The sequence below is a fragment of the Vibrio sp. NFR genome, from assembly GCF_027587095.1.
In the GTDB taxonomy this organism is placed as follows: domain Bacteria; phylum Pseudomonadota; class Gammaproteobacteria; order Enterobacterales; family Vibrionaceae; genus Vibrio; species Vibrio harveyi.
This window is the reverse complement of record NZ_JAPPTN010000002.1, coordinates 1-22,151: the sequence shown is the minus strand read 5'-3', so window position 1 is coordinate 22,151 and position 22,151 is coordinate 1. Positions and strand designations below refer to the sequence as shown.

The window sequence follows — 22,151 nt, the reverse complement described above, 5'->3', positions numbered from 1 at the left end:
AAGACAAGGGGCACCCATGCGTAAATTCTTTTTCTCTGTTGTTTTCTTATTGCTTGTATCCAGCTCTGGATTTGCAGGCTATAAATGGTTTACCGATAACCAATACGGCGAAGCGGACCTAGTCGCAGGAAAGCAGCGTTTTGAGTCTTATTGTGTCTCTTGTCATGGTGATAAAGGGCATGGAGATGGTCTTGTTGCCAGAGCCATGGACATTAAACCCGATAATATATCTGCCGAGCTCTTAAACCCGTTTGGGACGAAAGTGGAGCTGATTGGTTCTGTCTTGGAAGGTGGTAATGGGCAGGGCGGTGCAATGCCACCATTCAAAACTGTGCTGAGTGAAAACGAAGTCAATGACATATTTGAATACATCAAAAGTATTAACTAAATAAGATTCTTATTTTAGAAACAAATACTTAACCTGATCGTTTGTGCCGTAGTAGTTTGAATTTAGTCGAGTTTTTTAGCTAATTGCTGAGTATGTTTCAGCACAACTTAGCGGCTGGTCTCAAGTTCTTAATTGGTTCGGTTTTTCTCTCAGTTAGTGCGTTTCTCTGCGTAATTTCAGCGATATATTGGCTCGGTTCTCACATGGAAGTGGGAGCGACGACCTTTACCCTCAGCCATTTCGCTGAATCAAGCATCAAGAGGCTACTTGGGTAACTATCATTTGTCTGTATGCCGAGAGATAAGAAGTGAAAGCAAAAGGATTTACGTTGATGGAAATCACCATTGTGCTCGCAACATTGGGATCCATTGCTCTCGCAGCTTTACCTGTCTTGCTCGATATCCACCGCCAAGCATACGCGTCTATGCTGCACAGTTCACAGTCCTCTCTGGGGACATCTCTTAAGTTTTTTCATGCCAAAGTTGTTATTGATGATGCACAGGATAGTCAACAAATCACTTATGTTGACCATCAAGTGAAGATGCTCAGTGGCATGCCGGAAGCAAGTGCGAACAGTATCCGTGCTTTATTGGAAATAGGATTACCCGCCAAGGGCAATTCACCCATCGATAAGCCGTGCCATGGCAGCGATTTTTGTATTATGGGCAATCAATTTCCTAACAGTGCACACTTTGTTGAGATCCCAAAATACCAATTTATTGATCACTCTGGTCTAGATCGTGTGGTGTACATCTGGCCGCAGGGCTATACCTTGGAAAGTGAGGCGTGTTATTTCTATTACGTTAATCAGGCATCAAATCGCTCAGTGGTAAGAGGGCATGTTACTGAAGGGTGTTAGGTACGGGCAAACTTGGCGTTCACCTAAAAACACAAAGCCCCAAGTTCAGAACTTAGGGCTTTGTTTATTCTTGGTTGGAAAACTCAGCGAAGCGCTAAATCTCTGCGACCAACTTTTTTAGTAGGCGTAACATCTCTTTCTGTTCAGCCGGCTCTAACGGGCTCATTAGTGCTTTATTGACGTTCAACGGAATTGGCAGCAAGGTTTCTTTGAGGTTTCGCCCTTCTTCCGTGAGGTAAATTCGGAATGATCGGCGGCTATTTGGATCAGGGTGGCGTTCCACTAAACCAAGCTTCTCAAGCTTGTCCAAAGTGCGAGTCGTGGTTGAGTTTTCTACCTTAGATTTCGCCGCAATATCGCGCTGTGTTACGCCCTCTTCTTCCCATAAACACATCATGGTTGGCCAAAGCGCTACTGTGAGACCATGCTTCTTGAGTTCGATCTCAAATCGCTTTGCCGCATCGTGTGCAACCACGTTGATCATCCAACCAAAACTGTCTTGTCTATCAAACTGTTCGCTCATTTTCTTTCTCTTATGATAAAGCAACGATTGTCATGGTAACCAATGTTGCGGCAACTAGCACCCCCAACGCACGGCTTTGCGGTGCGAGATAGACAATTTTTTGCTCAGCAACAGAGGTTTCTTTGATTGTTTTGGTCTGTTTACCAGTGATCATGGCTTTCACTAATGGTTTGCCTTTTAATTTATAAAGAAGGATCGCGCCAATATGTAAAGCGATCAATATTGGTAAAAGATCGGCCAAGGTTAGATGTAGCCACTCCATGCCAGCGAATACGTCATCGTTAAGCCAAACTTCCGAATAAGGCCATGTGTCGAATACGCCACCAAGAGCCATTCCAGAAATACATTGAAGCAAGAGTGCTGTCAGCATGGTTACTACCATCCAGCCGCCAGCAGGGTTGTGACCAGCAGTGGCTGCCGATTTTCCCTTTAAATAAGAAATGACGTCTTCAGGAGAGCGGAGAAACTGACGAAATAGGTTAGTCTCACTGCCGATGAATCCCCATACCATTCGCCATACTAGCAGTGTGAATAATGCCAATCCAAGTTGGATATGAGGACCGTTACCAGACAGCCCAGATGCCATCAATGTTATAAAAAGTAAAACTTGACTCCAGTGGTAGAGCCTTGTTGCTAAGTCCCAAATCTTCATCATTTACCTCGATCGTTTTGTTGTGTGATGATCTTCTTTATGGTAATTTACACAACAATAGTTGCGTATGCAATGATTGTTGTGTAAATTTAAATCCAACAACCCAACAATGAAGAACGATTAGGAGAAAGACATGAAAAAGACACTGGCACTGATTGCACTTTTACCGACCATTTTTGTACCAACAACGCTTTTTGCTCAAGACTTCAGCTCTCAAATCGACATGCGCCAGAATGCGTTTGAGCAAATTGAATCTCTATCGAAGCAAGCGGACAAGGCTCTGAATGGCAGTAATACCGATTGGCAAGCTTTAGCGCAGATCGGCAATGAACTCTCTCGTCATAGCGAACATTTGCTACAAGCGTTTCCGCAAGGTAGCCAAGCTGATAGCAAAGCGAAGAAAGAAGTGTGGAGCAAGCCAGAGAACTTCAATCGTTTGATGGTGCAAATGGATGAAGGGTTCGTTCAACTGTATCAAGCAGCGCAAGATCAACAAGTTTCAGCAGCCGAGGCTGGACTCAAACAAGCCCAGAGTACTTGTCGTAGTTGCCATCGCGCATATCGTAGCCGCTGGTAATAGAGTCAACCACATTGAATTTAACTTGAAGCAGATAAGAAAATCGTAAAATGAAAGGTAACCTTATGAACAGAATCATCCTATTGAGCACACTTGCTGTTGCGTCTTTCTCAAGTTTTGCTGCTGATTACGGCGTTGAACTAGCCTGGAATACTAACGATGTCGAGCAGGTTTTACAGACATTACCAAAACAGAAAGCCGCATTTAATCAACTTATCGAGCAAGGTGATGTGAAAGACATGTTCGTTTTACCAAGCAGTATTGATGGTAAAGTGGTACAAATTCTGCGTTTTGTTTTATCAGCAGAAAACGAAGCGGAAGTACAAGCAAAACTGCAAGACTTACCCATGTACCAACAAGATTTGGTGAAGATCGCGAGTATCCAACCTTTGGGTGCTAAATGGTTAGATAACACGCCTGAGAGTGATAACTACAGTGTGACATTGCGTTGGAAAGAGGGGGTTGAGGCTTTAGAAATGGACCGCGTATTGGGTGTCGATTTACAGCGTGTTATCAATCTGAACAACTCTGGTTTAATCACTTCGTCTTATATCAATACCCAAGTACTCGACAATGGCATTGAGCGTCCAATCTATTCAGTCGCTGTGTTAGCCAAGGATGCGCAGCAGGCACAAAACCTAATGTACTCTTTTGAAGCGGTTCAGCTTGGCTATGCGACATTTGAAATTGAATACTTGGGTAAAAAGTTAGATATGAAAAGTTAACCGAAAGTCTCTTTATTCAAAGCTCAAGATACAGGCGTAGCATATCTTTATGTTGAATGCCGTTTTCCCAAATTGGTTCTGGGTAGTGGAGTAAGAAATGATTTTTGTCCACGCTCTCTACCCTAAAACCTAATCGCTGATAATACGTCAGTTGATAACCAAAGGTACCCGTTCCCAATATCAGTTTTTGAAATGATTGACTTTTCATGGCTTCAATTGCAAAACGCAATAGATTTGAACCAATGCCGCGTTGTTGATGTATTGGCGCGACTGAAACGTTCATGATTTCAGCTTGTGTTTTCGAATGAGGTAATATCACACATGCACCAACAATTTGATTGTCTTCAATAGCGGCAAAGCCAATGGATGTATCAAGATATCGCTCAATGTTGTCTTGATTAGGGTCTGCCTCTAACAGCAAAGTCATTGGAATTTGGTTTGGTGGTAAAGGTTTAAATTCAATCATCACAATTACGTGTTAAGTCATTGGGCGAGCGAGTATATCGAAAGGTCGGCTTTGCACCCAAGTAGCCTTGGAATCTTAGCTTATCAAGAATGGCTTTTGCTGCTAGCGTTCATTTCGTCTTGCTTTAACACCATTTTTTGACTCATCAGATATTTGCCATTGGGTAGTAACACTTCTCCTAGCTCACCACCATGTTCGAAGCCAAATTGTTCATACAAAGCAATCGCTGCTTGGTTGGTCTTATAAACATTGAGAACAATGGTATCATAACCATACTTCCAACCACTTTGAATGGCGGTTGCTAGAAGTTTTGTTCCTAGTCCTTGGTTGCGATAATGACGATCAATGTGAATGCCAAGAATACCAGTTTTCGCAAACTCTCCACCTTCATAACCGCACATTTCGGCAGGGAAGATCTCAATACTTCCCACTAATTGCCTCCCATCAAAGGCGACAAACTGAGGGATGGATTCTTTTTCTACTCGCGTGATCACATCACTCAACATTGTTCGGTCAGGCGCAGGAGATCGTAAATACTCGCCTTCTTCATATACACGGTTCCAGAGCGCAATAAAATGGTCGATATCGTTGAGAGTAATCGGTCTGATCTGCATTCATCTTCCTTGATTAGTGCATTAAGTGTAGTTGGTTAAACGAGAGTTCCAGTAAAGCCTTGTTGGTTAGCCTAGTATCAGCTCCGATAAACAATGCACTTGAGACGGAATAGGCTTACTTGGAACAGGAAGGTTTTTAGGATTGAACCAAATGACGTTTAGCCCTGCATCCATTGCGGGATAAATGTCTTTTTCTGGTAAGTCTCCCACCATAGTGAGCTGGCTGGGTACTACGTTTAATTGCTCAGCGACCGCGAGATAGAAGCTAGGTTGATTTTTCGCAATACCAAGATTGGCAAAACAAAAGTAACCACTGATGTATTGGTCCAGTCCGACTCGCTGAAATGCCTTTTGCACGTCCTCCATTGCGGAGTCTGATGCACTGGTAGCGATATAAACGCTATGCTGCTGTGACAGTTTTTCTAGCGTTTCTCTGGCGAGAGGCATGGTCTCGACGTGTTCCCAATCGCACATTTTTCCTTGTGCGTGAGGGAAATCTACCATTAAGGTGTTCCCCCAATCGAAAAGATAAATCATGTTCGAATCTCCATTATACCCAAGTAACCTCGAGATGCTAGGTTCAGCGAGAATGACTTGGTTTGTAGACGCGGCGACGATTTAAAGATCTAGTCACTCTAAATCAAGAATCGACAACAAAGTATACAAGCCAAGACAGCTCGCCCTTTGGGAGCGTGTCATTGCCCCGATGTCTGCGTCAAACAACTTGGAAAGAGCTGGCTATTACGCTGCGTTGTTTTCCTTGACCTCGAATCAATGACAACGCTCTGAATCCTGCATCTTGAAGTCACTTGGGTATAATCAATATATTCGAACGGCGCACCAGAGCGAGATGCGGCAGAGGAGACATTAACGATGGCACTGCCAGATTCAAATCGTTTCGCCGCTTCTCGACAGCAGAGAAAGCAGCTAGTGACGTTAGCATTCATCACGCTTTGGAAACGCTCAAGACTCATGTCGGTAAGGCGAGATTGAGTGAATAAGATTCCAACATTGTTGACGAGGTGAGTGACTTTACCAAGTGCTTGTTCGGTTTGTTCAAACAATGAGAGCACCTGTTGCTCATTGGAAACATCCGCTTGAATAGCGATTGCGTTACCGCCATTTTCTTCTATTTCGTTGACAACTTGTGTGGCAGCGTCAGTCTGCGTACGATAGTTTACGCACACAGAATAACCTTGTGCTGCCAATCGCTTAGCAGTTGCTGCACCAATGCCTCGGCTGGCTCCGGTGATGATGACTACTTTCTGCATAACATATCCTTGTTTTTGTAGTGAATATTATTTTTGTAATGAATAGAGCCTATCAGCGTACTTTTTCCCACCGATTTCATAGGCTTCAGGGATGATTTCAGTAAGTTTAAATCCGCACTTTTCCAGTACTCGCTCGGAGCCAATGTTACCTTCCGTCACGGTGGCAGAAAACTCAGAGATATTGTGCTGGTTAAATGCCCAATCAATTACACCCGCAAGAGATTCGGTACCAAATTGTTTACCGTAAAACTCTGGCAACAACAAATACCCAACCTCAGCAATTCCATTTTGCAGTACAAAGCCAGTGATACCGATTGGCTGTGAGCTGCACTTTTCATAAATCACCAAACATAACCAATGTTCACTTTGGGGAGTCCATATTGGCAGACGCGATTCAAATTTCTGTCTCATGTCAGCTTCTGTTGGTGGATCAAAACAAAGAGCAATGATTTCTGGATCACTGGATAGACGTCGATAGAGATCCCAATTGTCCTGAGTGAGCGGTTTTAGCTCGGTTCTTGGGGTAGAAATAGATTGAGATAGCACGTGCGATTCGCCTCCATGTGATCGAGTTTTCATATTTCACACAAACATATCAAAAGTGCTTTGATAAACAACATCTATCGTTATGGCGAATACGTCTGGTCAAGAAAGATTTTTTTAAAAAATGGAATATGGTAAGGAGCCTCTCAATAACGAAAAATAAGTCACCACATAGAGAATAGGCATGACTCAGATCAAGTCGAAATTACTACTAAAGGGGTAAGTATGCGACAAAGCATGTAACTTTGTGAGTATTTATTTCTAATTATGTCAATTAAAAAACGTTATATCGCCGCAATGGTGGCAGTGGGTATTGGTGTGGGCTGGCTAACTTTAGGCGGCACCGCAGCAGTGATGCATTACACATCGGACACTGAGTTTTGTCTTTCTTGTCACTCTATGGAAATTCCATACAAAGAGTATCAAGGCTCAGTGCACTTCAGTAACGCTAAAGGTATTCGAGCTGAGTGTTCAGACTGTCATATTCCGAAAGAGCCAATGGATTACTTGATCACTAAGATCCGTGCCTCAAAAGACATTTATCACGAGTTTGTGACTGGCAAGATCGATACGCCTGAGAAGTACGAAGCACATCGTACTGAACTTGCTGAGATGGTTTGGGCGCAGTTCCGAGAAAATGATTCGGCAACCTGTCGCTCTTGTCACGATTTCGATGCAATGGAAGAGTTCGAGCAATCACGTGACGCGGCGAAGATGCACGCTTACGGTAAAGCGAATGACCAAACGTGTATCGACTGTCACAAAGGTGTAGCGCACTTTGCTCCAGAAGCGGAACTTGATAGCAAAGCGTTTGAAACACTGATGAGCTTCACAACCAAGACAGCAGCAGATGCGAAAGTGGTTTATCCAGTGACGTCTATCAGCATGGGCGACTTTGGTACTGTGAACCCAACAACCAAGCTGGACGTTGTGAAAGCTGAGGGAGACAACCGCACGGTTAAGATCAACGCATTCCAAATGAAAGGTGCAGAACAAGTGCTTTACATGGGTGAAGGTCAACGCGCGATTGTCGCAACACTATCTGAACAAGGCCAACAAGCAGTTGAAGCTGGTGAGTTCAAGGCAGATGTATATGGCAACGAGTGGCGCCCTGTCACTCTAACGGCAACGATTGATTCTCCAGTCGTTGATACGCTAGAGCCAGTTTGGTCATACGCGGAAGAGTTGGACAACGTTTACTGTGCAACTTGCCACGCGAAAATTCCTTCAAATCACTTTACTGTGAACGCATGGGGACCTGTAGCGAAGAGTATGGGTGATCGCACTGATATTTCAGCAGAAAACCTAGAAATTTTGACTAAGTTCTTCCAGCACCACGCGAAAGATGTGGTTGGTCACTAATAGATAAATAGAAGGATAAGATTATGACTAATTTAACTCGTCGCGGATTTCTAAAAGGCACTGGTCTAACTGCTGGTGCTCTAGCTTTCACTTCATTGACGCCAATGAGCGCGCTAGCGTCCGATAAGCGTGGTTCAGGTGTACTCACAGCGGGTCGCATGGGTCCAATGCTATGTGAAGTGAAAGACGGTAAGCTGATTTCTACCACGAACGCATTGCCACAAACGGTACCAAACAGTCTTCAAACTACGGGGCCTGACCAAGTTCATACTAAAGCTCGTGTTAAGTACCCAATGGTACGTAAAGGCTATTTGGCAAACCCATCTGTGCCAGAAGGCGTGCGCGGTAGTGATGAATTCGTTCGCGTGTCTTGGGATGAAGTTTACAAACTGATTCACGAACAACACATGCGCATTCGCAAAGAGCATGGTGCTGAATCGGTGTTTGCTGGTTCTTATGGTTGGCGTTCAAGTGGCGTACTGCACAAAGCTCAAACGCTTCTACAGCGCTATATGAGCATGGCAGGCGGCTATTCAGGTCACCTTGGTGACTACTCTACAGGTGCAGCGCAGGTGATCATGCCGCACGTGGTAGGTTCTATTGAAGTATACGAACAGCAAACCACTTACCCTGTGGTTCTTGAGCACAGTGACGTTGTGGTGCTTTGGGGTCTTAACCCAATCAATACCCTAAAAATCGCTTGGAGCTCAACAGACTGTGCCGGTCTTGAGTTCTTCCACCAGCTTAAGAAGTCAGGTAAGACGGTTATCGCTATCGACCCAATGCGTTCAGAAACCATCGAGTTCTTCGGCGAAAACGCAGAATGGGTCGCTCCGCATCCTATGACGGATGTGGCAATGATGATGGGTATCGCACATACACTTGTGAAACAAGGTAAGCACGACAAAGAATTTTTAGCGAAATACACCACAGGCTACGACGTATTCGAAGCTTACCTAATGGGTAAAGAAGACGGCGTTGAGAAATCTGCAGAGTGGGCATCTAAGATTTGTGGCGTGCCAGTTAAGCAACTTGAGCTACTTGCAGACATCTTCAGCAAAAACCGCACAATGCTGATGGCGGGCTGGGGTATGCAGCGCCAACAATACGGAGAGCAACGCCACTGGATGCTAGTGACGCTAGCAACTATGCTGGGTCAAATTGGTTTACCGGGTGGTGGTTTTGGCTTCTCTTACCATTACTCAAACGGTGGTAACCCTGCACGTGATGCGGGTGTGCTTCCTGCGATTTCAGCATCACTAGGTGGCGGATCTTCTGCGGGTAACGATTGGGCGGTTTCTGGCTCTGTTAATGCGTTCCCAGTAGCACGTATTGTTGAAGCGTTAGAAAACCCAGGAATGAGCTACCATCATAATGGTCATGACTTAACGTTCCCTGAGATCAAGATGATTTGGTGGGCAGGCGGTGCGAACTTTACTCACCACCAAGATACCAACCGTTTGATCAAAGCGTGGCAAAAACCAGAGCTTATCGTTATCTCTGAACCATACTGGACAGCGGCAGCGAAGCACGCGGATATTGTTCTACCTATCACCACATCGTTTGAGCGTAACGATATGACCATGACAGGTGACTACAGTAACCAACACCTAGTACCAATGAAGCAAGTGGTAGAGCCTCAAGGTGAAGCTCGTAACGACTTTGATGTATTTGCGGATATGGCAGAATTGCTTGCTCCGGGTGGACGTGATGTTTACACCGAAGGCAAAACGGAAATGGAATGGCTGTATGGCTTCTATAAAGCAGCGCAGCAAGGCGGTCGTGGTCAACGCATCGCAATGCCAAACTTCAGTAAATTCTGGGAAGATAATCAGTTGATCGAAATGAAGTGGAACGAGAAAAACTCGCAGTTTGTACGTTACGCTGAATTCCGTGAAAACCCAATTATGAGCCCACTAGGTACGCCAAGTGGTAAGTTCGAGATCTTCTCTAAGACAATTGAAGGCTACCAGTTAGAAGACTGTCCTCCGCACCCAACTTGGATGGAGCCAACAGAATACACGGGCAATGCCACTGATGGTGAGCTTCAGCTAATGACGGCGCACGCCGCGCATCGTCTGCACAGCCAGTTCAACTATGCGAAGATTCGTGAAGAGTACGCGATTGCTGATCGTGAGCCGATTTCTATCCACCCAGAAGATGCAAAAGCACGAGGTATTAAGACCGGTGATCTTGTTCGTGCCTTTAATGGTCGCGGTCAAGTTCTGGTGGGGGCATTGGTTACTGATGGCATCAAGCAAGGTTCTGTTTGTATTCACGAAGGTGGTTGGCCAGATCTAGATCCGAAAACAGGTATCTGTAAAAACGGTGGTTGTAATGTTCTAACGCTAGATATTCCAACTTCTCGTCTTGCGAACGGTTGTGCGGCAAACTCTGCGTTGGTTCGTATCGAGAAATACGAAGGACCAATCCTTGAGCTAACGGCATTTACACCACCTAAGAATGCTTAGTCTTAGTTTAGAGCTCAATGTTTAAAATGAACGAAGCCAGCAAGTTGCTGGCTTCTTTTTATCTATTTTTTAAGACTTTTACTTGGTTGCTAAGGCAACGAAAGGCGCTTTTTTTGTGATTTGAAATGTAGGCAGTAAGGTAAATACCACCGCGACAAACACCACTGAACCAATCAAATCCTCAATTCTGTGCATGCCTAGCCACAAACGGCTGTACGCTACGCCCATAGCCCACACCCATAAAGTTGCAGCAGAAAAATAGCACTTATTCTGCAAAAATAACCCACCGAAGAAGGCTAAACAGATTGAAACGAAAATCGTATGACCAGATGGGAAAGAGTAATCTTTTTCACCTTGCCAGTGGCGAGTGCGCCATTCGCTGACTTTCTCAGAAATCTGCCCAATCACATTCGCTTGCTGAGCGGTTTCTAGTTGATAAAACGCTTCTGGATGTTCAATTAATTGCTCTGCAGCAAGCAACTCGGTGTAGGGACGTGGGCTTTCTGTCATTAGCTTCAAGCCTGTTTTGCTGGCAAAACCAATCACCAGTAGCAACCCCAGCATCGACAGTTTTTGCATCCAGTCGGTGCGAGATGGTTTAAAGCGGTAAAGGGACAGCACCAACAACGTCAAGGTAATTAAAAAGCCTTTGCTGCCTGCAGAGTCTGTCAGCAAGGTGAATAGGATGCCAGTACCATCAGAAACGTGAGAAGTAAGATCGTGGAACGAGGCAAACAGCGAAAGCGGGATGATGCCAAGAATGAACAAGGCGAGCATCATCAAACCATATTTTTTTGTTTTCATGAAAAGTCATACAGCAGTCGAAAATAGGCGGCTATCTTACGACAATTGATGTGAAAAACTTATCAACGCTCTGTCAATTCGAGTGTGAAAGTGACATTGCAGGTCTTCGCTGTGAAAGTAGGGACTTTTGAAAGTTTTGAGAGGTGAACGCGCTCATCCATAAGCGCTTTGCTCTGGAGTGAGCAAGGTTAGCTCATCAAACCCCATAGGTACTCCGATGCGGCTTTTGGATCTTCAGCGTGGCAAATTGCCGAAACCAAAGCCAAGCCATGAACACCAGTGGCGCTAAGCTGCGGAATGTTACTTTCGTTAATGCCGCCAATGGCAACAATCGGCAGTGAAGTGGTCTCTAACGCCATCTTCAAGCCATCAATACCCCAGAACTTCTTGGTGTTGGTTTTGGTTGGCGTCGCGAATATCGCGCTCAAACCGATGTAATCAATCGGCAGAGAGTCGGCTTCTGCAAGCTGCTCTTCATTTTCGATAGATAAACCGAGAATTTTGTTTGGTCCAATCAACTCACGAGCAATGATTGCTGGCATGTCTGATTGCCCAAGGTGGACCCCATCAGCATCGACAGCCAGTGCGACATCTACGCGGTCATTGACGATCAAAGGCACATCGGTATCTTTAAGGATGTCTTTCACGGCTTGAGCTCGTTCGATAAACGCACGCACATCACCGTGTTTTTCGCGGACTTGTACCATAGTCACGCCACCTTCCACCGCTTTTCTCACAACACGCTTTAATGTGGCTAAATCTTGTTGGTCATCGGTGACCAAATATAAACGATAGGCGTTCATTGGGTTTCCTTTAAGCCTCTCATTGAAAGAGGATTGAGAGGCTAGTGTTAAAAGAGATAAAAGCTTATTGCACGTGCAGTTTGAGGCGCTTCGCCAATGTTTCTTCATCCAACTGGTAAAGCTCATCCAACAGGTTCATTTGCAGGCTACCTGGACCACGAGCTTGTTCCGCTGCAATCTCGCCAACAACACCTAGTACCGCTGCTGCTGCGAGACCAGTGTCATCACCAACGGCAGCAAAAGCGCCCGTTAGTGCCGTGAGCGTACAGCCCATTCCTGTTACGTATGGCATCATCTCGTGACCATTGTTTAGTTGCACGGTTTGCCCTTTCGTGACGATGTAATCGGTCTCGCCAGAAATCACCACGCTTGCATCATACTCTGTGACTAAGAAGTTGGCAGCGCCAAGTGCTGTGTCGCTGCTGTCTAACGCATCGACGCCTTTGCTTTGTGCTTGCTCGCCAGCGAGTGCAATGATTTCTGAGGCGTTACCTCGGATGATGAGTTTGTCTGCAAGGCGTGCGATCTCACGTGATGTCTCTGTACGTAGTGAGCTTGCTCCGCAACCGACTGGGTCGAGTATAACGATTTTACCATTGGCATTGGCTTGCTCTACGGCATAGCTCATACGAGGTGTCCAAACGCTGTCTAAGGTACCAATGTTGATAACCAGTGAGCCCGCGAACGACATCATCTCTGCCATTTCCTGCTTGGAGTGCGCCATGATTGGAGAAGCGCCGATAGCCAATAGCGCGTTTGCCGTGTTGTTCATCACCACGTAGTTAGTGATGTTGACGACTAATGGCTTTTGTTGGCGTACTGCGGTTAATGCTTGGGTGATTTGTTCAATTAACATGAGACTCTCCGATTAATCTTGCTGAGCATTCAGACCTTGTTGCCAGAATGCTACTTCCATACGCGTTGCAGTTTTGAATACCTGAATCAGGTTTTGACCACGCTGGCTATTGATGTCGATTTCCGCCAATAACTGGTTAAAGTGTTCTGCACCTTTTGCGACACCAGATTGGAACTCCTCACCACCGTAGAGATTAATCCAACTTGCGTATGGATTGCCTTCGATTACTGTCTTTTCATCTTCAATCAGCATCTTACCGATAACGGCATAACCGATAGAGCATGGCGCTAGTGCCGCGTATAGATCAACAAGATCGCCCGTCATGCCGGCATCCAATACGTAGCGGGTGTAAGCCACAGTGCCGAAATCTTCCGGCTCGTTTTCTAGGTCGGATTCCGTCAGCCCCCATTGCTCACAGTAAGTCACGTGGTGGGCGATTTCAGAATCGAGCAATGCATGTACGCTTGGGAGAGCGCGGCGCATGTCATCCAAAGTACGCGCTTTGTAGATCGCTAATGCGTAAGCTCGTGCGTACTGCTTTAGGAACAGAAAATCCTGCTTTAGATAGTGCAGAAAACAAGGCTGAGCCAGAGTGCCTTGCGCCAATTGCTGCACGAAAGCATGCTCAGTGTATTCTTGCCAATCTTGGTGGCAAGCGTCGATCAAGTCTTGGTATTTCATTATGGATATCTCGTTATCAAAAGACCTTAGGCTTTGAGCCTAAGGTCAGTAGAATTAGTCAAAGCTCGGTACGTAATCTTTCGCTTTTGGCAGTGTCTCGATGATTTTTTGTGAATACATGAATTCGGCATAATCATCGTAGCGTTTCAGATCTACTGCAGATGGACGAAGAGCGAAACGAGTTAGCGTGTCATTCCAAGCGCGTTGGTTAAGCTCGTTGTTGAGGGTGTCTGGTGAATAAGCCACAAACTCTTTCCAAGATTCTTTTGGATGGTTAACGATGTAAGTGGTCGCTTGCTCCAGTGCTTTGTTGAATGCCTTGATGGCTTCTTTGTCATAGGTTTTTGCATTGGCTACGAAGACTAACTCGTCATACGCTGGCACGCCGTGTTCTTCAGGGAAGAAGGCTTTAGCTTTATAACCTTCTAGTGCCAGTTGGTTGGTTTCGAAGTTACGTAGACCGCCCCAAATCGCATCCACCTTGCCAGACGCAAGAGACGAAGATAGCGCCCAACCTACGTTGATGATTTGTACGTCAGAAAACTTCACGCTCTCTTGAGCGAGCATGGTGCCGATTGTCGCTTCTTCGTTGCCTGCGATCGCAATACCGATCTTCTTGCCTTTCAAGTCGCCAAGGTTTTCATTCTTACCGTTATCCAACACCATCAGCGTGTTGAGTGGCGTAGCAATCAAAGTCGCAGAGCGGATTAGTGGCAAACCAGCTGCGACATCGATAGTTAGGCTCGGTTGGTATGAAATCGCCATGTCGACCTTGCCAGCAGCGACCAACTTAGGTGGTGTACTTGGATCTGCAGGCTCTTGAATGTTGACCTTCAAACCTTGTTCTTTGAAGTAACCGCGCTCTTTAGCAATCACGATAGGACCATGGTTTGGATTGACGAACCAATCCAGCATAAGTGTCATCTCTTTTTCAGCAGCGAGTACGTTGGTTGATACCACTGAAGCGAGTAGAGCAGCAGCGCTCATAAGTTTGTTTTTATTCACGGGGTTCTTCCTTTTCTTTCCCAATTTCCTTTGGTTATTTTCTGCAATTACTTGCTTTCCCAAGGGATGGCTTTTTTCAATAATTTATCGGTGATGAAGTAGAGTGCGATAGACAGTACGGCGAGGATAAACAGCGCCGCAAACATCTCATCAATGATCATGCGAGCGTTGGCTTGGAGCATCAGATAACCCAAGCCTTCACTTGAACCTACCCACTCACCGACCACTGCTCCAATTGGCGCAATAACGACGGCAACACGAATACCTGAGGCTAAAGTTGGTAGTGCGGCTGGCAATTGAATATGACGAAGTAGCTGCCATTTCGACGCGCCCATGGTCTTGGCAAGGTCGAGGTAACCTGTTGGTGTATTGCGTAAGCCGTCGTAGCAACATGTCGTGACGGGGAAAAAGATGATGATTGCCGCCATGACTACTTTCGACGCAATGCCGTAACCAAGCCAAAGCATGAGCACTGGCGCGATGGCGAACACAGGGATCGCTTGGCTAGCAATCAGAATTGGCAGTAACCAACGCTTCAGCGGTTCGAACATCAGCATTTGCAATGCGAACAGCAAACCCATCGATAATCCAAGCGCCAAACCAAGTAAAATCTCTTGCGCGGTAACCCAAGTATGTTTGAGCAAGACATCGTAACGAGTGACCAATCTATCCAGCACTTCAATCGGTGAAGGTAAGATGAAACTTGGCATGTCGAATACCACCACGACCAACTGCCACAATCCCAAGATCACCGCAGTGCTTATGACCAAGCGCAGAGCCGGATGGGTCACGCGTTCTTTTTTATTAATACGTGCCGAAACGGAGTTGTACTGAGTCATATCACTCATAGTCTTTTTCCAATTGATCCAAAATCGCTTGTTGTAGCGCTGCGCACTCTCCATCGAGAACTCGTGGCGGCTTGGAATCCGGAACAACCAAGTGCTGAGCTTGTGCAGGCGTGCCTTGCAGTACATAGAGTTGGTGAGCCAATCGCACCGCTTCTTGTGGGTCGTGGGTAATCAGAACAACCGTCTTATCTTTCAATAATTCGGCAGACAAGGTTTGCAACTTATGGCGAGTAACCGCGTCCAACGCAGAGAAAGGTTCATCCATCAGAACCAGAGGCTTGTCTTGCATCAGAGTACGAGCAAGGGCAACACGTTGTCTCATGCCGCCAGATAGTTGAGCTGGCTTAGCATCCGCGTAATCGGCGAGTCCCACTTGGCTGAGTAAAGTCAGTGCACGTTGTTTATTTTGTTCTGGTGCTTGATCTTGAGAAAATCGAGAACTTAGGCAGACGTTGTCTAACACATTTAACCACGGCAGCAACAAGTCTTGCTGCGCCATGTAGGCAATACGCTTGTGTAAGGTGATGCCATCCGTGGTCGTTAACTCGCCATGCCATTCGACTTTGTCGTCTAACAAACCCGCTAGATAACGAAGGATCGTCGTTTTTCCGCAACCACTGCGACCAAGTAACACCGTCCATTGATTGGCAGGGATGGTCATACTCAACCCAGCTAATGTTGGTGTTTGGCTGTCTTTGTATTGCAGACTTGCTTCGGTAAGCTGAATGCCGAGTGCATTAGCGCACATGCGTGTGACCTGCAAAAAAATGGTTCACAGGACCATGACCTTTACCGACATCCAATTCGTCAGCGTGTGCGATAGCTTGGCTGATGTACTGCTTACCAAGGTGCACCGCTTTGTGCAGGTTGTTGCCTTGACCAAGGTAAGACGCGATAGCAGAAGACAGTGTGCAGCCTGTGCCATGGGTGTTTTTGGTTGGAAAGCGTTTAGCGCTAATTAACTCGGCATTGTCTTGCATGATCAGCAGATCGTTGCTGTTTTTGTCTTTTTCCAGATGACCGCCTTTTAACAGCACCGCTTTTGCCCCTAATGCGCGCAAGTCAGCAATCATATCGTTCATTTCAGATTCTGATTGAGGAACTGGTTTACCTGTCAATGCAGCACCTTCAGGTAGGTTAGGGGTAATGATGTCTGCGAGCGGAATCAATTCTTCTTTTAAAGTGCTGATTGCCGACTGTTCCAGTAATAGATCGCCGCTGGTGGCCACCATAACAGGGTCAATCACGAGGTGTTTTGGCTGGTATTGTTTAATTTTGTCTGCAACGACTTTGATGATATTGGAATCGGCCAGCATGCCCACTTTAACTGCAACGATGTTGAGGTCGGTAAATACCGCATCAAGTTGGCTCTCTACATGGTCGAGAGGGATTGGGAAAATCGCAGAAACGCCTTGGGTATTTTGCGAAGTAATCGCCGTGATTACCGAGCAAGCAAAACTGCCGGTTGCGGACATCGCTTTTATGTCGGCTTGAATGCCTGCGCCGCCACCGCTATCAGAACCTGCAATCGTTAACACAATCGGTGTGTCTGTTGAAGTTGCTGCTTGTGGCTGTGTTGATGGTTTTTCTTGGCTTGACTGCTGCGCCATGGTCGCTCCTATTACAAGACGTACAGGAACTGACTTGGCCAAGCAAGGGAAGATCGGTGATCGGATCCATTGGGCTAGCTGCACTGGTAGAGACTCAAGGCAAGCTAGTGGCAAAGTGATGATAGTTCCCTACGTCAGTGCTAACTGAATCAGGTTCAACGGGTCTCGAATTTCGATCTCAGCCGATGCATTCACTGCATGGGCCCCCCGACTATTTCGTCAAGATAATAGCAGTTCACTCAGTTACGGTGCACGTGTTTTTTTATGGCTAGAGAGAGTCATCATTTAAATATGAGAACTGGATTCTCTTCGTAATTAGAGCCCCAGCGTTGTTAACTGCGCTCACTCGCCCAATCACATAGGCTAACTATGCTCATGGGACTCTTTCGCTTGTTGCCTAGCTGGAACCCTTATTATTTTGTGAATCCAACAGCAATGTGGTGGCAGAATTTAGTGTAAATAACGTGCTGCATTGAAACTGGCAGTTCAAGACACTATCTAATAGTGAGATGTCGACATAATACGTAACGATTCGTTCTTTGATTTAACAAGGATTAGCATAAAACAAGGTTAAAAAAGTGTTAATATTTAACGCGTTGCCAATATCCTTTTGAGTCATCCAATTTAGGTTATGACTGTTATAAACAGAGTCTAACTCAAAGGTGGGGAAGGCTAGGACGATCAACGAGCAAGGAGATTTCATGCTTAATTCTGTAACAGCGAAAGCGGTGATCGATCATGCCCTCTTTTTAGGGGCTGATTTCGCTGAGCTATTCGTTGAACACCATCAAACCAACACTGTCCAGATCGCATCTGGTGAGGTGGACAAGGTGAACTCGGGTATCGATTTTGGTATCGGTATTCGTCTCTTCTTCGGTCATAAAGTGCTTTACGGTTACACCAACAGCACCGATGAAGCCGAGCTTAAACGCGTAACCTCACTGCTTGCAGCAAAAGACAAGCGTGAGCAAATCGCCTCAGCAGGTTCTCTCAATCTGAACCGCTACCCAATTCAACATGGTTGTCGTATGCCACTTGGCAAAGACGCTAACCTAGATTCTAAAATTGCTTTCTTATTGCAAGTTGACCAAGCCGCACGCGCAGAGAGTGAACATATCAGCCAGTTCATCGGCAGCGTGCTTCAGCGCGAACAGCAAGTGTCTATCTTCAACTCAGAAGGTCTACACGTTGACGATACTCGCCACTACATCCGAGTTGCTGGTAATACCGTCGCTCAAAAAGGTAATGAGCAGTCTTCAGGTATGGAAGGTCCTGGCGCTCTTGCGGGTTGGGAATTCAGTGAACAGCTTGATGCCAAAGAGCTAGGTCAAACTATCGCGCAGCAAGCGTTGGTGAAACTTGGCGCCGATGCTTGTCCATCGGGTGAAATGCCGGTGGTGATTGGTAACGGCTTTGGTGGCGTTATCTTCCATGAAGCATGTGGTCACTTGTTAGAAACCACTTCAGTTGCGAAGAAAGCATCAGTCTTCCACGACAAGATGGGCGAAATGGTTGCTCACACCGCAGTGAATGCAGTCGATGATGGCACCATGACTAACGAATGGGGCTCGATTCATGTTGATGATGAAGGCATGAAGACTCAGCGCACTCAATTGATCAAAGACGGTAAGCTTACCAGCTTCATGGTCGATAAAATGGGGGGCATGAAGACAGGTTACGAACCTACGGGGTCTGGTCGTCGTCAAAACTACAAGTTCGCACCAACCTCGCGTATGCGTAACACCTTTATCGAAGAAGGCGAGCATTCACTTGATGACATGCTGACAGGCATCGAGCGTGGTATCTATGCGAAGAAGATGGGCGGCGGCTCGGTTCAACCGGGTACGGGAGAGTTCAACTTTGCCGTTCGTGAAGCTTACCTCATTGAAAATGGTAAAATCACCAAACCTCTGAAAACTGCAACGCTGATCAGCACGGGTCCAAAAGTGCTGAAAGAAATCAGCATGGTCGGCAAAGACATGGCGCTTGCGCCGGGCATGTGTGGTTCCGTGAGTGGTTCAGTGCCAACAACAGTCGGTCAGCCAACGCTGAAAGTAGATAACATTCTGGTAGGAGGCGGTAACTAATGAGCCAAGAACAACAACTTCTTAATGCGGTTGATTACGTCCTATCAGAAGCAAAACGCCAAGGTGCAGAAGCGGACGTCATTGTAAACCGCAACAGCAGCTTTTCTTTGAAAGCGAACCTAGGAAAGCTGGATGAGTACAAAGTAAGCTCAAGCCAAGTTCTGGGTGTTCGTGTTGTGAAAGATGCGCGTGTTGCAACAAGCTATTCTGAGTCGTTAGAGCAACCAAGCTTAGATTTGATGCTGACCAACGCACTGCAAAGCGCTCGCTTTTCCAAACAAGATGAACATCAGACGATTAGTTGCGTGAACAGCCAAATTGCGACTGATGTTGCTGAGATTTCACAAGAAGATACGACTTCTGTTGATGAAAAAATTGAACTGTCTCTCGCACTTGAGCAAGGCGTAGTCGCTCTACCTCACGCTTCTAGCGCACCTTACAATGGTTACAGCGATGGCGAAACGCAACTAATCATTGCCAATACTCAAGGTACATTGTGTCAACACTTCGAGCGCTCGTTCACTTGTTACGCGTATACCTTGTTTGAAAAAGACGGCAAACAGTCAATGGCGGGGAGAATGTCACTTGGTCGCCGTTTTGATGAGTTGAATCCAGCTTACTGTATAGAAGGCGGTTACAACCTTGCTCGAGATCTTCTTGAAGGTGCACCGGTTGCGACGGGTAACTACCCTGCTATCTTCCATATCAATGCGCTAGCAAGTTTATTCGGTGCTTTCGGCAGTGCTTTCTCTGGCGTAAGCGCGATGAAAGGCATTACGCCACTGGGTTATAAGCTTGGTCAACGTGTTGCGAGTGATTTAATTAGCTTTACTGATACGGCTTACATGCCAAATGGTATGGCAATCGCAAGTTTTGATAGTGAAGGCTTTGCTACTCAAGACAATGTGATGATTGCTAATGGTGAGTTGAAAACCTTGCTACACAACAGCCAGACCGCAAGTTACTTGGGTGCAGTCTCGACAGCAAGTGCCGCTCGCGGTGCAAAATCGAGCCTAGAAGTATCAGCGAATCACAAAGTGATTGCGACAGGCAACAGTAGTGCGTCAGAAGTGAAAGCGGGTGAGTACCTAGAGTTAGTCGAACTGCAGGGTGTTCACTCTGGCGCGGATGCGGTGAGTGGTGATTTCTCGTTTGGTGCGAGTGGCTTCTTGTGCCGTGATGGTGAGCGCGTTCAACCAGTGCGTGGTATCACTGTAGCGGGTAACTTCTACAAGATGCTGCAAGAAGTTGAGGCTGTGGGTGATACTCAGCTAATTAACGATAGCCGTACTTTCTTCTCGCCAGACGTTCGTTTTGCTCGTTTGAGCATTGGCGGTAAATAACTCCGGCATTCCTATAGAAACAAAAAGAGGACTCAATGGAGTCCTCTTTCTTTTATCGAATGATTAACTCGTGAGAATTAAAATTCGCGAATGTCTAACTCATTGTGGATCAATACCACACACTGAGAAGCGAACAGCATCTTAGGACCTAAGCTGATCTTCTCTGTGCCAAGGCGCTTTAAGCTGTTAAAAGACTTCTTCGGCATCGGAATATGGTCAGTTAGCAAGAAACATGGGTTTCCACCGATTTCTGCATCACGAACAAATTCGCCTTTTTTATCCAACATATATAGTTGGTGATCTTCTGCCAGTTCTTGCACTAGGCGTTCAAAGCTGACTGTACGAACGGTGATACCAGGTTCGACTTCACGAAGCTGCTCTTTACCCATACCAACCGAAGCGTCTAAAGCGCGAGCCACCGCTGCAATCAAAGTTGACTCATGGAAGCCGCCAATGTTGGTTATGTCGTTGGAGCGAATGGTAATGGTACGTGAGAAATCTTTTGTGCTTTCTAAAACCAAGTGCACAACCACATCTTCGCGGTGCGATTGAGCAACGAACATAGTGTTCATCATGGTATGAGCAAGAATCTCTGTATGCGCTTCATTACCAACACCTTCTAACAGTGCTTTGCTGGTGGTTGGCGCCGCGCGAGCTCGTAAAACAAAAGAGCGCATGAATTTAGCCTCTATATAGGAAGAGTGAATGCGCGGAAGTATATACCCAAGCAGGGAAGGGATGCGAGTTTAATAGCAAATGTGAACTTACTTACAAAGCTTCGATTGTCGTAAGGAGTGTGCTGGTTAGAATAGAGGCAACCTGTTAGGAGCGGTATATGGAAATCAAAAAAATAAACAAACAAGTCTATAGAAAGAAGGTCAACCTAGTGATTGGTGGCTTTGTTGCCTTGCTTGCGATCTCTTCTCTTGCTTTTAGTACTTTATTAATTATCTTGTTCGGTAATACAGATGTAGTACCTGAACAATCGACGGGGAACTTTCATTGGAACTTAATTGGTGTTGTGCTCGCCTTAGCCACTTCACTGTCTTTGTTGAACCAATTCAAAACACGCCCTTATATGGAAGAAGTGTTGTATGTCTGGAAACTCAAGCAACTGCACAACAAGATCTTTCGCAAACTGAAAAGCATTAAAGCCGCTTCTGTTGAGCACGATGTAAAAGCGTTGACGATACTTAAGTTCTACTATACGACTCAAAGTCAGGTGTTTGAGTTAGACAACAACACATTAACGATGAGCAGTGTAAATAAAGAATTAGAGGCAATTGAACAAATAGAAGCGGCGCAATCACTGGATCTGGATATCGCTAGCTTTGAAGAGTCTTGGATAGACACATATTGATTGCCTATTTGCTACTTGAAGTTAACAACTAAGTGCTAAAAATAAGCGTTTGAGTGAGATTTCATCACTCAACGCTTTTTTTTAAGTTTTTTTCTAAAAAAGGGTTGCCAAGAAAAATCATCTCCCTATAATGCGCCTCCGTTGTCAGGGCAAAGCGGAAACGCAAAAGCGGTTGGCAATGAGGCGAAAGAAAAAGCTTCTAAAAATTAATTTAAAAAAGTGTTTGACACTAAGAATTAATTCCTTAGAATACGCCTCCGCTTCGATAGCAAAGCTTACGAAGCAAGTTCTTTAACAATATAG

At 45.8% G+C, this 22,151-nt stretch carries 24 protein-coding genes, 1 pseudogene and 1 riboswitch; of the genes and pseudogenes, 9 read left to right on the top strand and 16 right to left on the bottom strand.

Annotation, left to right across the window (positions count from 1 at the left end):
- Positions 1–16 precede the first annotated feature (16 nt).
- Both OH463_RS03685 and OH463_RS03680 read left to right on the top strand, forming a co-directional pair.
- The gene (locus tag OH463_RS03685; protein WP_253650093.1) at positions 17–388 is read left to right on the top strand and encodes a c-type cytochrome; all 372 of its coding nucleotides are present in this window, start codon (positions 17–19) and stop codon (positions 386–388) included.
- Positions 389–719: 331 nt separating this feature from the next.
- Positions 720–1,247 (top strand): hypothetical protein, encoded by a 528-nt coding sequence (locus tag OH463_RS03680; RefSeq protein ID WP_005449560.1) that lies wholly within the window; start codon positions 720–722, stop codon positions 1,245–1,247.
- A gap of 94 nt (positions 1,248–1,341) precedes the next feature.
- Here OH463_RS03680 and OH463_RS03675 read toward each other — a convergent pair whose 3' ends face one another.
- Positions 1,342–1,770 carry a MarR family winged helix-turn-helix transcriptional regulator gene (locus OH463_RS03675; protein WP_009695880.1) on the bottom strand — a complete coding sequence of 143 codons (429 nt, stop codon included), beginning with the start codon at positions 1,768–1,770 and terminating at the stop codon, positions 1,342–1,344.
- A gap of 10 nt (positions 1,771–1,780) precedes the next feature.
- Positions 1,781–2,422: a cytochrome b/b6 domain-containing protein gene (locus OH463_RS03670; protein WP_269990913.1), complete on the bottom strand. Its 642-nt coding sequence runs from the start codon at positions 2,420–2,422 to the stop codon at positions 1,781–1,783.
- 133 nt (positions 2,423–2,555) lie between these two features.
- Between OH463_RS03670 and OH463_RS03665 the strand changes: the two genes are divergently transcribed.
- Complete coding sequence (locus OH463_RS03665) at positions 2,556–2,999, top strand: c-type cytochrome (RefSeq protein ID WP_269990557.1); 444 nt, start codon at positions 2,556–2,558, stop codon at positions 2,997–2,999.
- Positions 3,000–3,064: 65 nt separating this feature from the next.
- A complete protein-coding gene (locus OH463_RS03660; RefSeq protein ID WP_029788729.1) occupies positions 3,065–3,724 on the top strand; it encodes a hypothetical protein in 660 nt (219 codons plus the stop codon).
- A gap of 16 nt (positions 3,725–3,740) precedes the next feature.
- Here OH463_RS03660 and OH463_RS03655 read toward each other — a convergent pair whose 3' ends face one another.
- The 5 genes and pseudogenes from OH463_RS03655 to OH463_RS03635 form a co-directional block, all read right to left on the bottom strand.
- Positions 3,741–4,190 carry a GNAT family N-acetyltransferase gene (locus OH463_RS03655; protein ID WP_017818231.1) on the bottom strand — a complete coding sequence of 150 codons (450 nt, stop codon included), beginning with the start codon at positions 4,188–4,190 and terminating at the stop codon, positions 3,741–3,743.
- An 83-nt stretch (positions 4,191–4,273) separates the two neighbouring features.
- On the bottom strand, positions 4,274–4,804 hold the full coding sequence (locus OH463_RS03650) for a GNAT family N-acetyltransferase (RefSeq protein WP_005449536.1): 531 nt from the start codon (positions 4,802–4,804) through the stop codon (positions 4,274–4,276).
- A gap of 66 nt (positions 4,805–4,870) precedes the next feature.
- On the bottom strand, positions 4,871–5,341 hold the full coding sequence (locus OH463_RS03645; RefSeq protein ID WP_009695874.1) for an HAD family hydrolase: 471 nt from the start codon (positions 5,339–5,341) through the stop codon (positions 4,871–4,873).
- A 278-nt stretch (positions 5,342–5,619) separates the two neighbouring features.
- A pseudogene (locus OH463_RS03640) lies at positions 5,620–6,075 on the bottom strand (SDR family NAD(P)-dependent oxidoreductase); the annotation flags it as partial.
- A gap of 27 nt (positions 6,076–6,102) precedes the next feature.
- Positions 6,103–6,654 carry a GNAT family N-acetyltransferase gene (locus OH463_RS03635; RefSeq protein WP_038898016.1) on the bottom strand — a complete coding sequence of 184 codons (552 nt, stop codon included), beginning with the start codon at positions 6,652–6,654 and terminating at the stop codon, positions 6,103–6,105.
- Positions 6,655–6,885: 231 nt separating this feature from the next.
- Between OH463_RS03635 and OH463_RS03630 the strand changes: the two genes are divergently transcribed.
- A complete protein-coding gene (locus tag OH463_RS03630) occupies positions 6,886–7,980 on the top strand; it encodes a NapC/NirT family cytochrome c (protein ID WP_009697286.1) in 1,095 nt (364 codons plus the stop codon).
- A gap of 23 nt (positions 7,981–8,003) precedes the next feature.
- Positions 8,004–10,451: a molybdopterin guanine dinucleotide-containing S/N-oxide reductase gene (locus OH463_RS03625; RefSeq protein WP_269990555.1), complete on the top strand. Its 2,448-nt coding sequence runs from the start codon at positions 8,004–8,006 to the stop codon at positions 10,449–10,451.
- Between the two features lie 78 nt (positions 10,452–10,529).
- On the opposite strand, the gene OH463_RS03620 is transcribed toward OH463_RS03625, so the two are convergent.
- From OH463_RS03620 to thiD, 8 genes are all read right to left on the bottom strand, one after another.
- Entirely contained in the window at positions 10,530–11,255 is a 726-nt protein-coding gene (locus OH463_RS03620; RefSeq protein ID WP_009697284.1) for a phosphatase PAP2 family protein, read from the bottom strand.
- Between the two features lie 188 nt (positions 11,256–11,443).
- The gene (gene thiE, locus OH463_RS03615; protein ID WP_188014402.1) at positions 11,444–12,058 is read right to left on the bottom strand and encodes a thiamine phosphate synthase; all 615 of its coding nucleotides are present in this window, start codon (positions 12,056–12,058) and stop codon (positions 11,444–11,446) included.
- A 64-nt stretch (positions 12,059–12,122) separates the two neighbouring features.
- Positions 12,123–12,914, bottom strand: a complete 792-nt coding sequence (gene thiM / locus OH463_RS03610; RefSeq protein WP_009697282.1) for a hydroxyethylthiazole kinase — start codon at positions 12,912–12,914, stop codon at positions 12,123–12,125.
- Positions 12,915–12,926: 12 nt separating this feature from the next.
- A complete protein-coding gene (tenA, locus tag OH463_RS03605) occupies positions 12,927–13,595 on the bottom strand; it encodes a thiaminase II (protein WP_017818225.1) in 669 nt (222 codons plus the stop codon).
- 54 nt (positions 13,596–13,649) lie between these two features.
- Complete coding sequence (locus OH463_RS03600; RefSeq protein ID WP_009697280.1) at positions 13,650–14,600, bottom strand: ABC transporter substrate-binding protein; 951 nt, start codon at positions 14,598–14,600, stop codon at positions 13,650–13,652.
- 47 nt (positions 14,601–14,647) lie between these two features.
- On the bottom strand, positions 14,648–15,448 hold the full coding sequence (locus OH463_RS03595; RefSeq protein ID WP_269990552.1) for an ABC transporter permease: 801 nt from the start codon (positions 15,446–15,448) through the stop codon (positions 14,648–14,650).
- Positions 15,441–16,196 carry an ABC transporter ATP-binding protein gene (locus OH463_RS03590; protein ID WP_017189900.1) on the bottom strand — a complete coding sequence of 252 codons (756 nt, stop codon included), beginning with the start codon at positions 16,194–16,196 and terminating at the stop codon, positions 15,441–15,443. Before OH463_RS03590 ends, OH463_RS03595 begins: the two co-directional genes overlap by 8 nt.
- Positions 16,186–17,058 carry a bifunctional hydroxymethylpyrimidine kinase/phosphomethylpyrimidine kinase gene (gene thiD / locus OH463_RS03585; RefSeq protein ID WP_005449510.1) on the bottom strand — a complete coding sequence of 291 codons (873 nt, stop codon included), beginning with the start codon at positions 17,056–17,058 and terminating at the stop codon, positions 16,186–16,188. Before thiD ends, OH463_RS03590 begins: the two co-directional genes overlap by 11 nt.
- Positions 17,059–17,167: 109 nt before the next feature.
- Positions 17,168–17,278: riboswitch (TPP riboswitch) on the bottom strand.
- Between the two features lie 481 nt (positions 17,279–17,759).
- Here thiD and OH463_RS03580 point away from each other — a divergent pair.
- Positions 17,760–19,145, top strand: a complete 1,386-nt coding sequence (locus tag OH463_RS03580) for a TldD/PmbA family protein (RefSeq protein ID WP_009697276.1) — start codon at positions 17,760–17,762, stop codon at positions 19,143–19,145.
- Positions 19,145–20,488, top strand: a complete 1,344-nt coding sequence (locus OH463_RS03575) for a TldD/PmbA family protein (protein ID WP_269990551.1) — start codon at positions 19,145–19,147, stop codon at positions 20,486–20,488. Before OH463_RS03580 ends, OH463_RS03575 begins: the two co-directional genes overlap by 1 nt.
- A gap of 77 nt (positions 20,489–20,565) precedes the next feature.
- Here OH463_RS03575 and trmY read toward each other — a convergent pair whose 3' ends face one another.
- The gene (trmY, locus tag OH463_RS03570; RefSeq protein ID WP_005374282.1) at positions 20,566–21,165 is read right to left on the bottom strand and encodes a tRNA (pseudouridine(54)-N(1))-methyltransferase TrmY; all 600 of its coding nucleotides are present in this window, start codon (positions 21,163–21,165) and stop codon (positions 20,566–20,568) included.
- A gap of 158 nt (positions 21,166–21,323) precedes the next feature.
- Here trmY and OH463_RS03565 point away from each other — a divergent pair, with 158 nt between their 5' ends.
- Positions 21,324–21,848 (top strand): DUF3087 domain-containing protein, encoded by a 525-nt coding sequence (locus OH463_RS03565; protein ID WP_005449505.1) that lies wholly within the window; start codon positions 21,324–21,326, stop codon positions 21,846–21,848.
- Positions 21,849–22,151 lie beyond the last annotated feature (303 nt).

Excerpts from the sequence above, each read along its gene's own strand:
- OH463_RS03685 (WP_253650093.1), top strand. The coding sequence starts at position 17 with ATGCGTAAATTCTTTTTCTCTGTTGTTTTCTTATTGCTTGTATCCAGC.
- OH463_RS03680 (WP_005449560.1), top strand. The coding sequence starts at position 720 with ATGGAAATCACCATTGTGCTCGCAACATTGGGATCCATTGCTCTCGCA.
- OH463_RS03675 (WP_009695880.1), bottom strand. The coding sequence starts at position 1,770 with ATGAGCGAACAGTTTGATAGACAAGACAGTTTTGGTTGGATGATCAAC.
- OH463_RS03670 (WP_269990913.1), bottom strand. The coding sequence starts at position 2,422 with ATGAAGATTTGGGACTTAGCAACAAGGCTCTACCACTGGAGTCAAGTT.
- OH463_RS03665 (WP_269990557.1), top strand. The coding sequence starts at position 2,556 with ATGAAAAAGACACTGGCACTGATTGCACTTTTACCGACCATTTTTGTA.
- OH463_RS03660 (WP_029788729.1), top strand. The coding sequence starts at position 3,065 with ATGAACAGAATCATCCTATTGAGCACACTTGCTGTTGCGTCTTTCTCA.
- OH463_RS03655 (WP_017818231.1), bottom strand. The coding sequence starts at position 4,190 with ATGATTGAATTTAAACCTTTACCACCAAACCAAATTCCAATGACTTTG.
- OH463_RS03650 (WP_005449536.1), bottom strand. The coding sequence starts at position 4,804 with ATGCAGATCAGACCGATTACTCTCAACGATATCGACCATTTTATTGCG.
- OH463_RS03645 (WP_009695874.1), bottom strand. The coding sequence starts at position 5,341 with ATGATTTATCTTTTCGATTGGGGGAACACCTTAATGGTAGATTTCCCT.
- OH463_RS03635 (WP_038898016.1), bottom strand. The coding sequence starts at position 6,654 with ATGAAAACTCGATCACATGGAGGCGAATCGCACGTGCTATCTCAATCT.
- OH463_RS03630 (WP_009697286.1), top strand. The coding sequence starts at position 6,886 with ATGTCAATTAAAAAACGTTATATCGCCGCAATGGTGGCAGTGGGTATT.
- OH463_RS03625 (WP_269990555.1), top strand. The coding sequence starts at position 8,004 with ATGACTAATTTAACTCGTCGCGGATTTCTAAAAGGCACTGGTCTAACT.
- OH463_RS03620 (WP_009697284.1), bottom strand. The coding sequence starts at position 11,255 with ATGAAAACAAAAAAATATGGTTTGATGATGCTCGCCTTGTTCATTCTT.
- thiE (WP_188014402.1), bottom strand. The coding sequence starts at position 12,058 with ATGAACGCCTATCGTTTATATTTGGTCACCGATGACCAACAAGATTTA.
- thiM (WP_009697282.1), bottom strand. The coding sequence starts at position 12,914 with ATGTTAATTGAACAAATCACCCAAGCATTAACCGCAGTACGCCAACAA.
- tenA (WP_017818225.1), bottom strand. The coding sequence starts at position 13,595 with ATGAAATACCAAGACTTGATCGACGCTTGCCACCAAGATTGGCAAGAA.
- OH463_RS03595 (WP_269990552.1), bottom strand. The coding sequence starts at position 15,448 with ATGAGTGATATGACTCAGTACAACTCCGTTTCGGCACGTATTAATAAA.
- OH463_RS03590 (WP_017189900.1), bottom strand. The coding sequence starts at position 16,196 with ATGTGCGCTAATGCACTCGGCATTCAGCTTACCGAAGCAAGTCTGCAA.
- thiD (WP_005449510.1), bottom strand. The coding sequence starts at position 17,058 with ATGGCGCAGCAGTCAAGCCAAGAAAAACCATCAACACAGCCACAAGCA.
- OH463_RS03580 (WP_009697276.1), top strand. The coding sequence starts at position 17,760 with ATGCTTAATTCTGTAACAGCGAAAGCGGTGATCGATCATGCCCTCTTT.
- OH463_RS03575 (WP_269990551.1), top strand. The coding sequence starts at position 19,145 with ATGAGCCAAGAACAACAACTTCTTAATGCGGTTGATTACGTCCTATCA.
- trmY (WP_005374282.1), bottom strand. The coding sequence starts at position 21,165 with ATGCGCTCTTTTGTTTTACGAGCTCGCGCGGCGCCAACCACCAGCAAA.
- OH463_RS03565 (WP_005449505.1), top strand. The coding sequence starts at position 21,324 with ATGGAAATCAAAAAAATAAACAAACAAGTCTATAGAAAGAAGGTCAAC.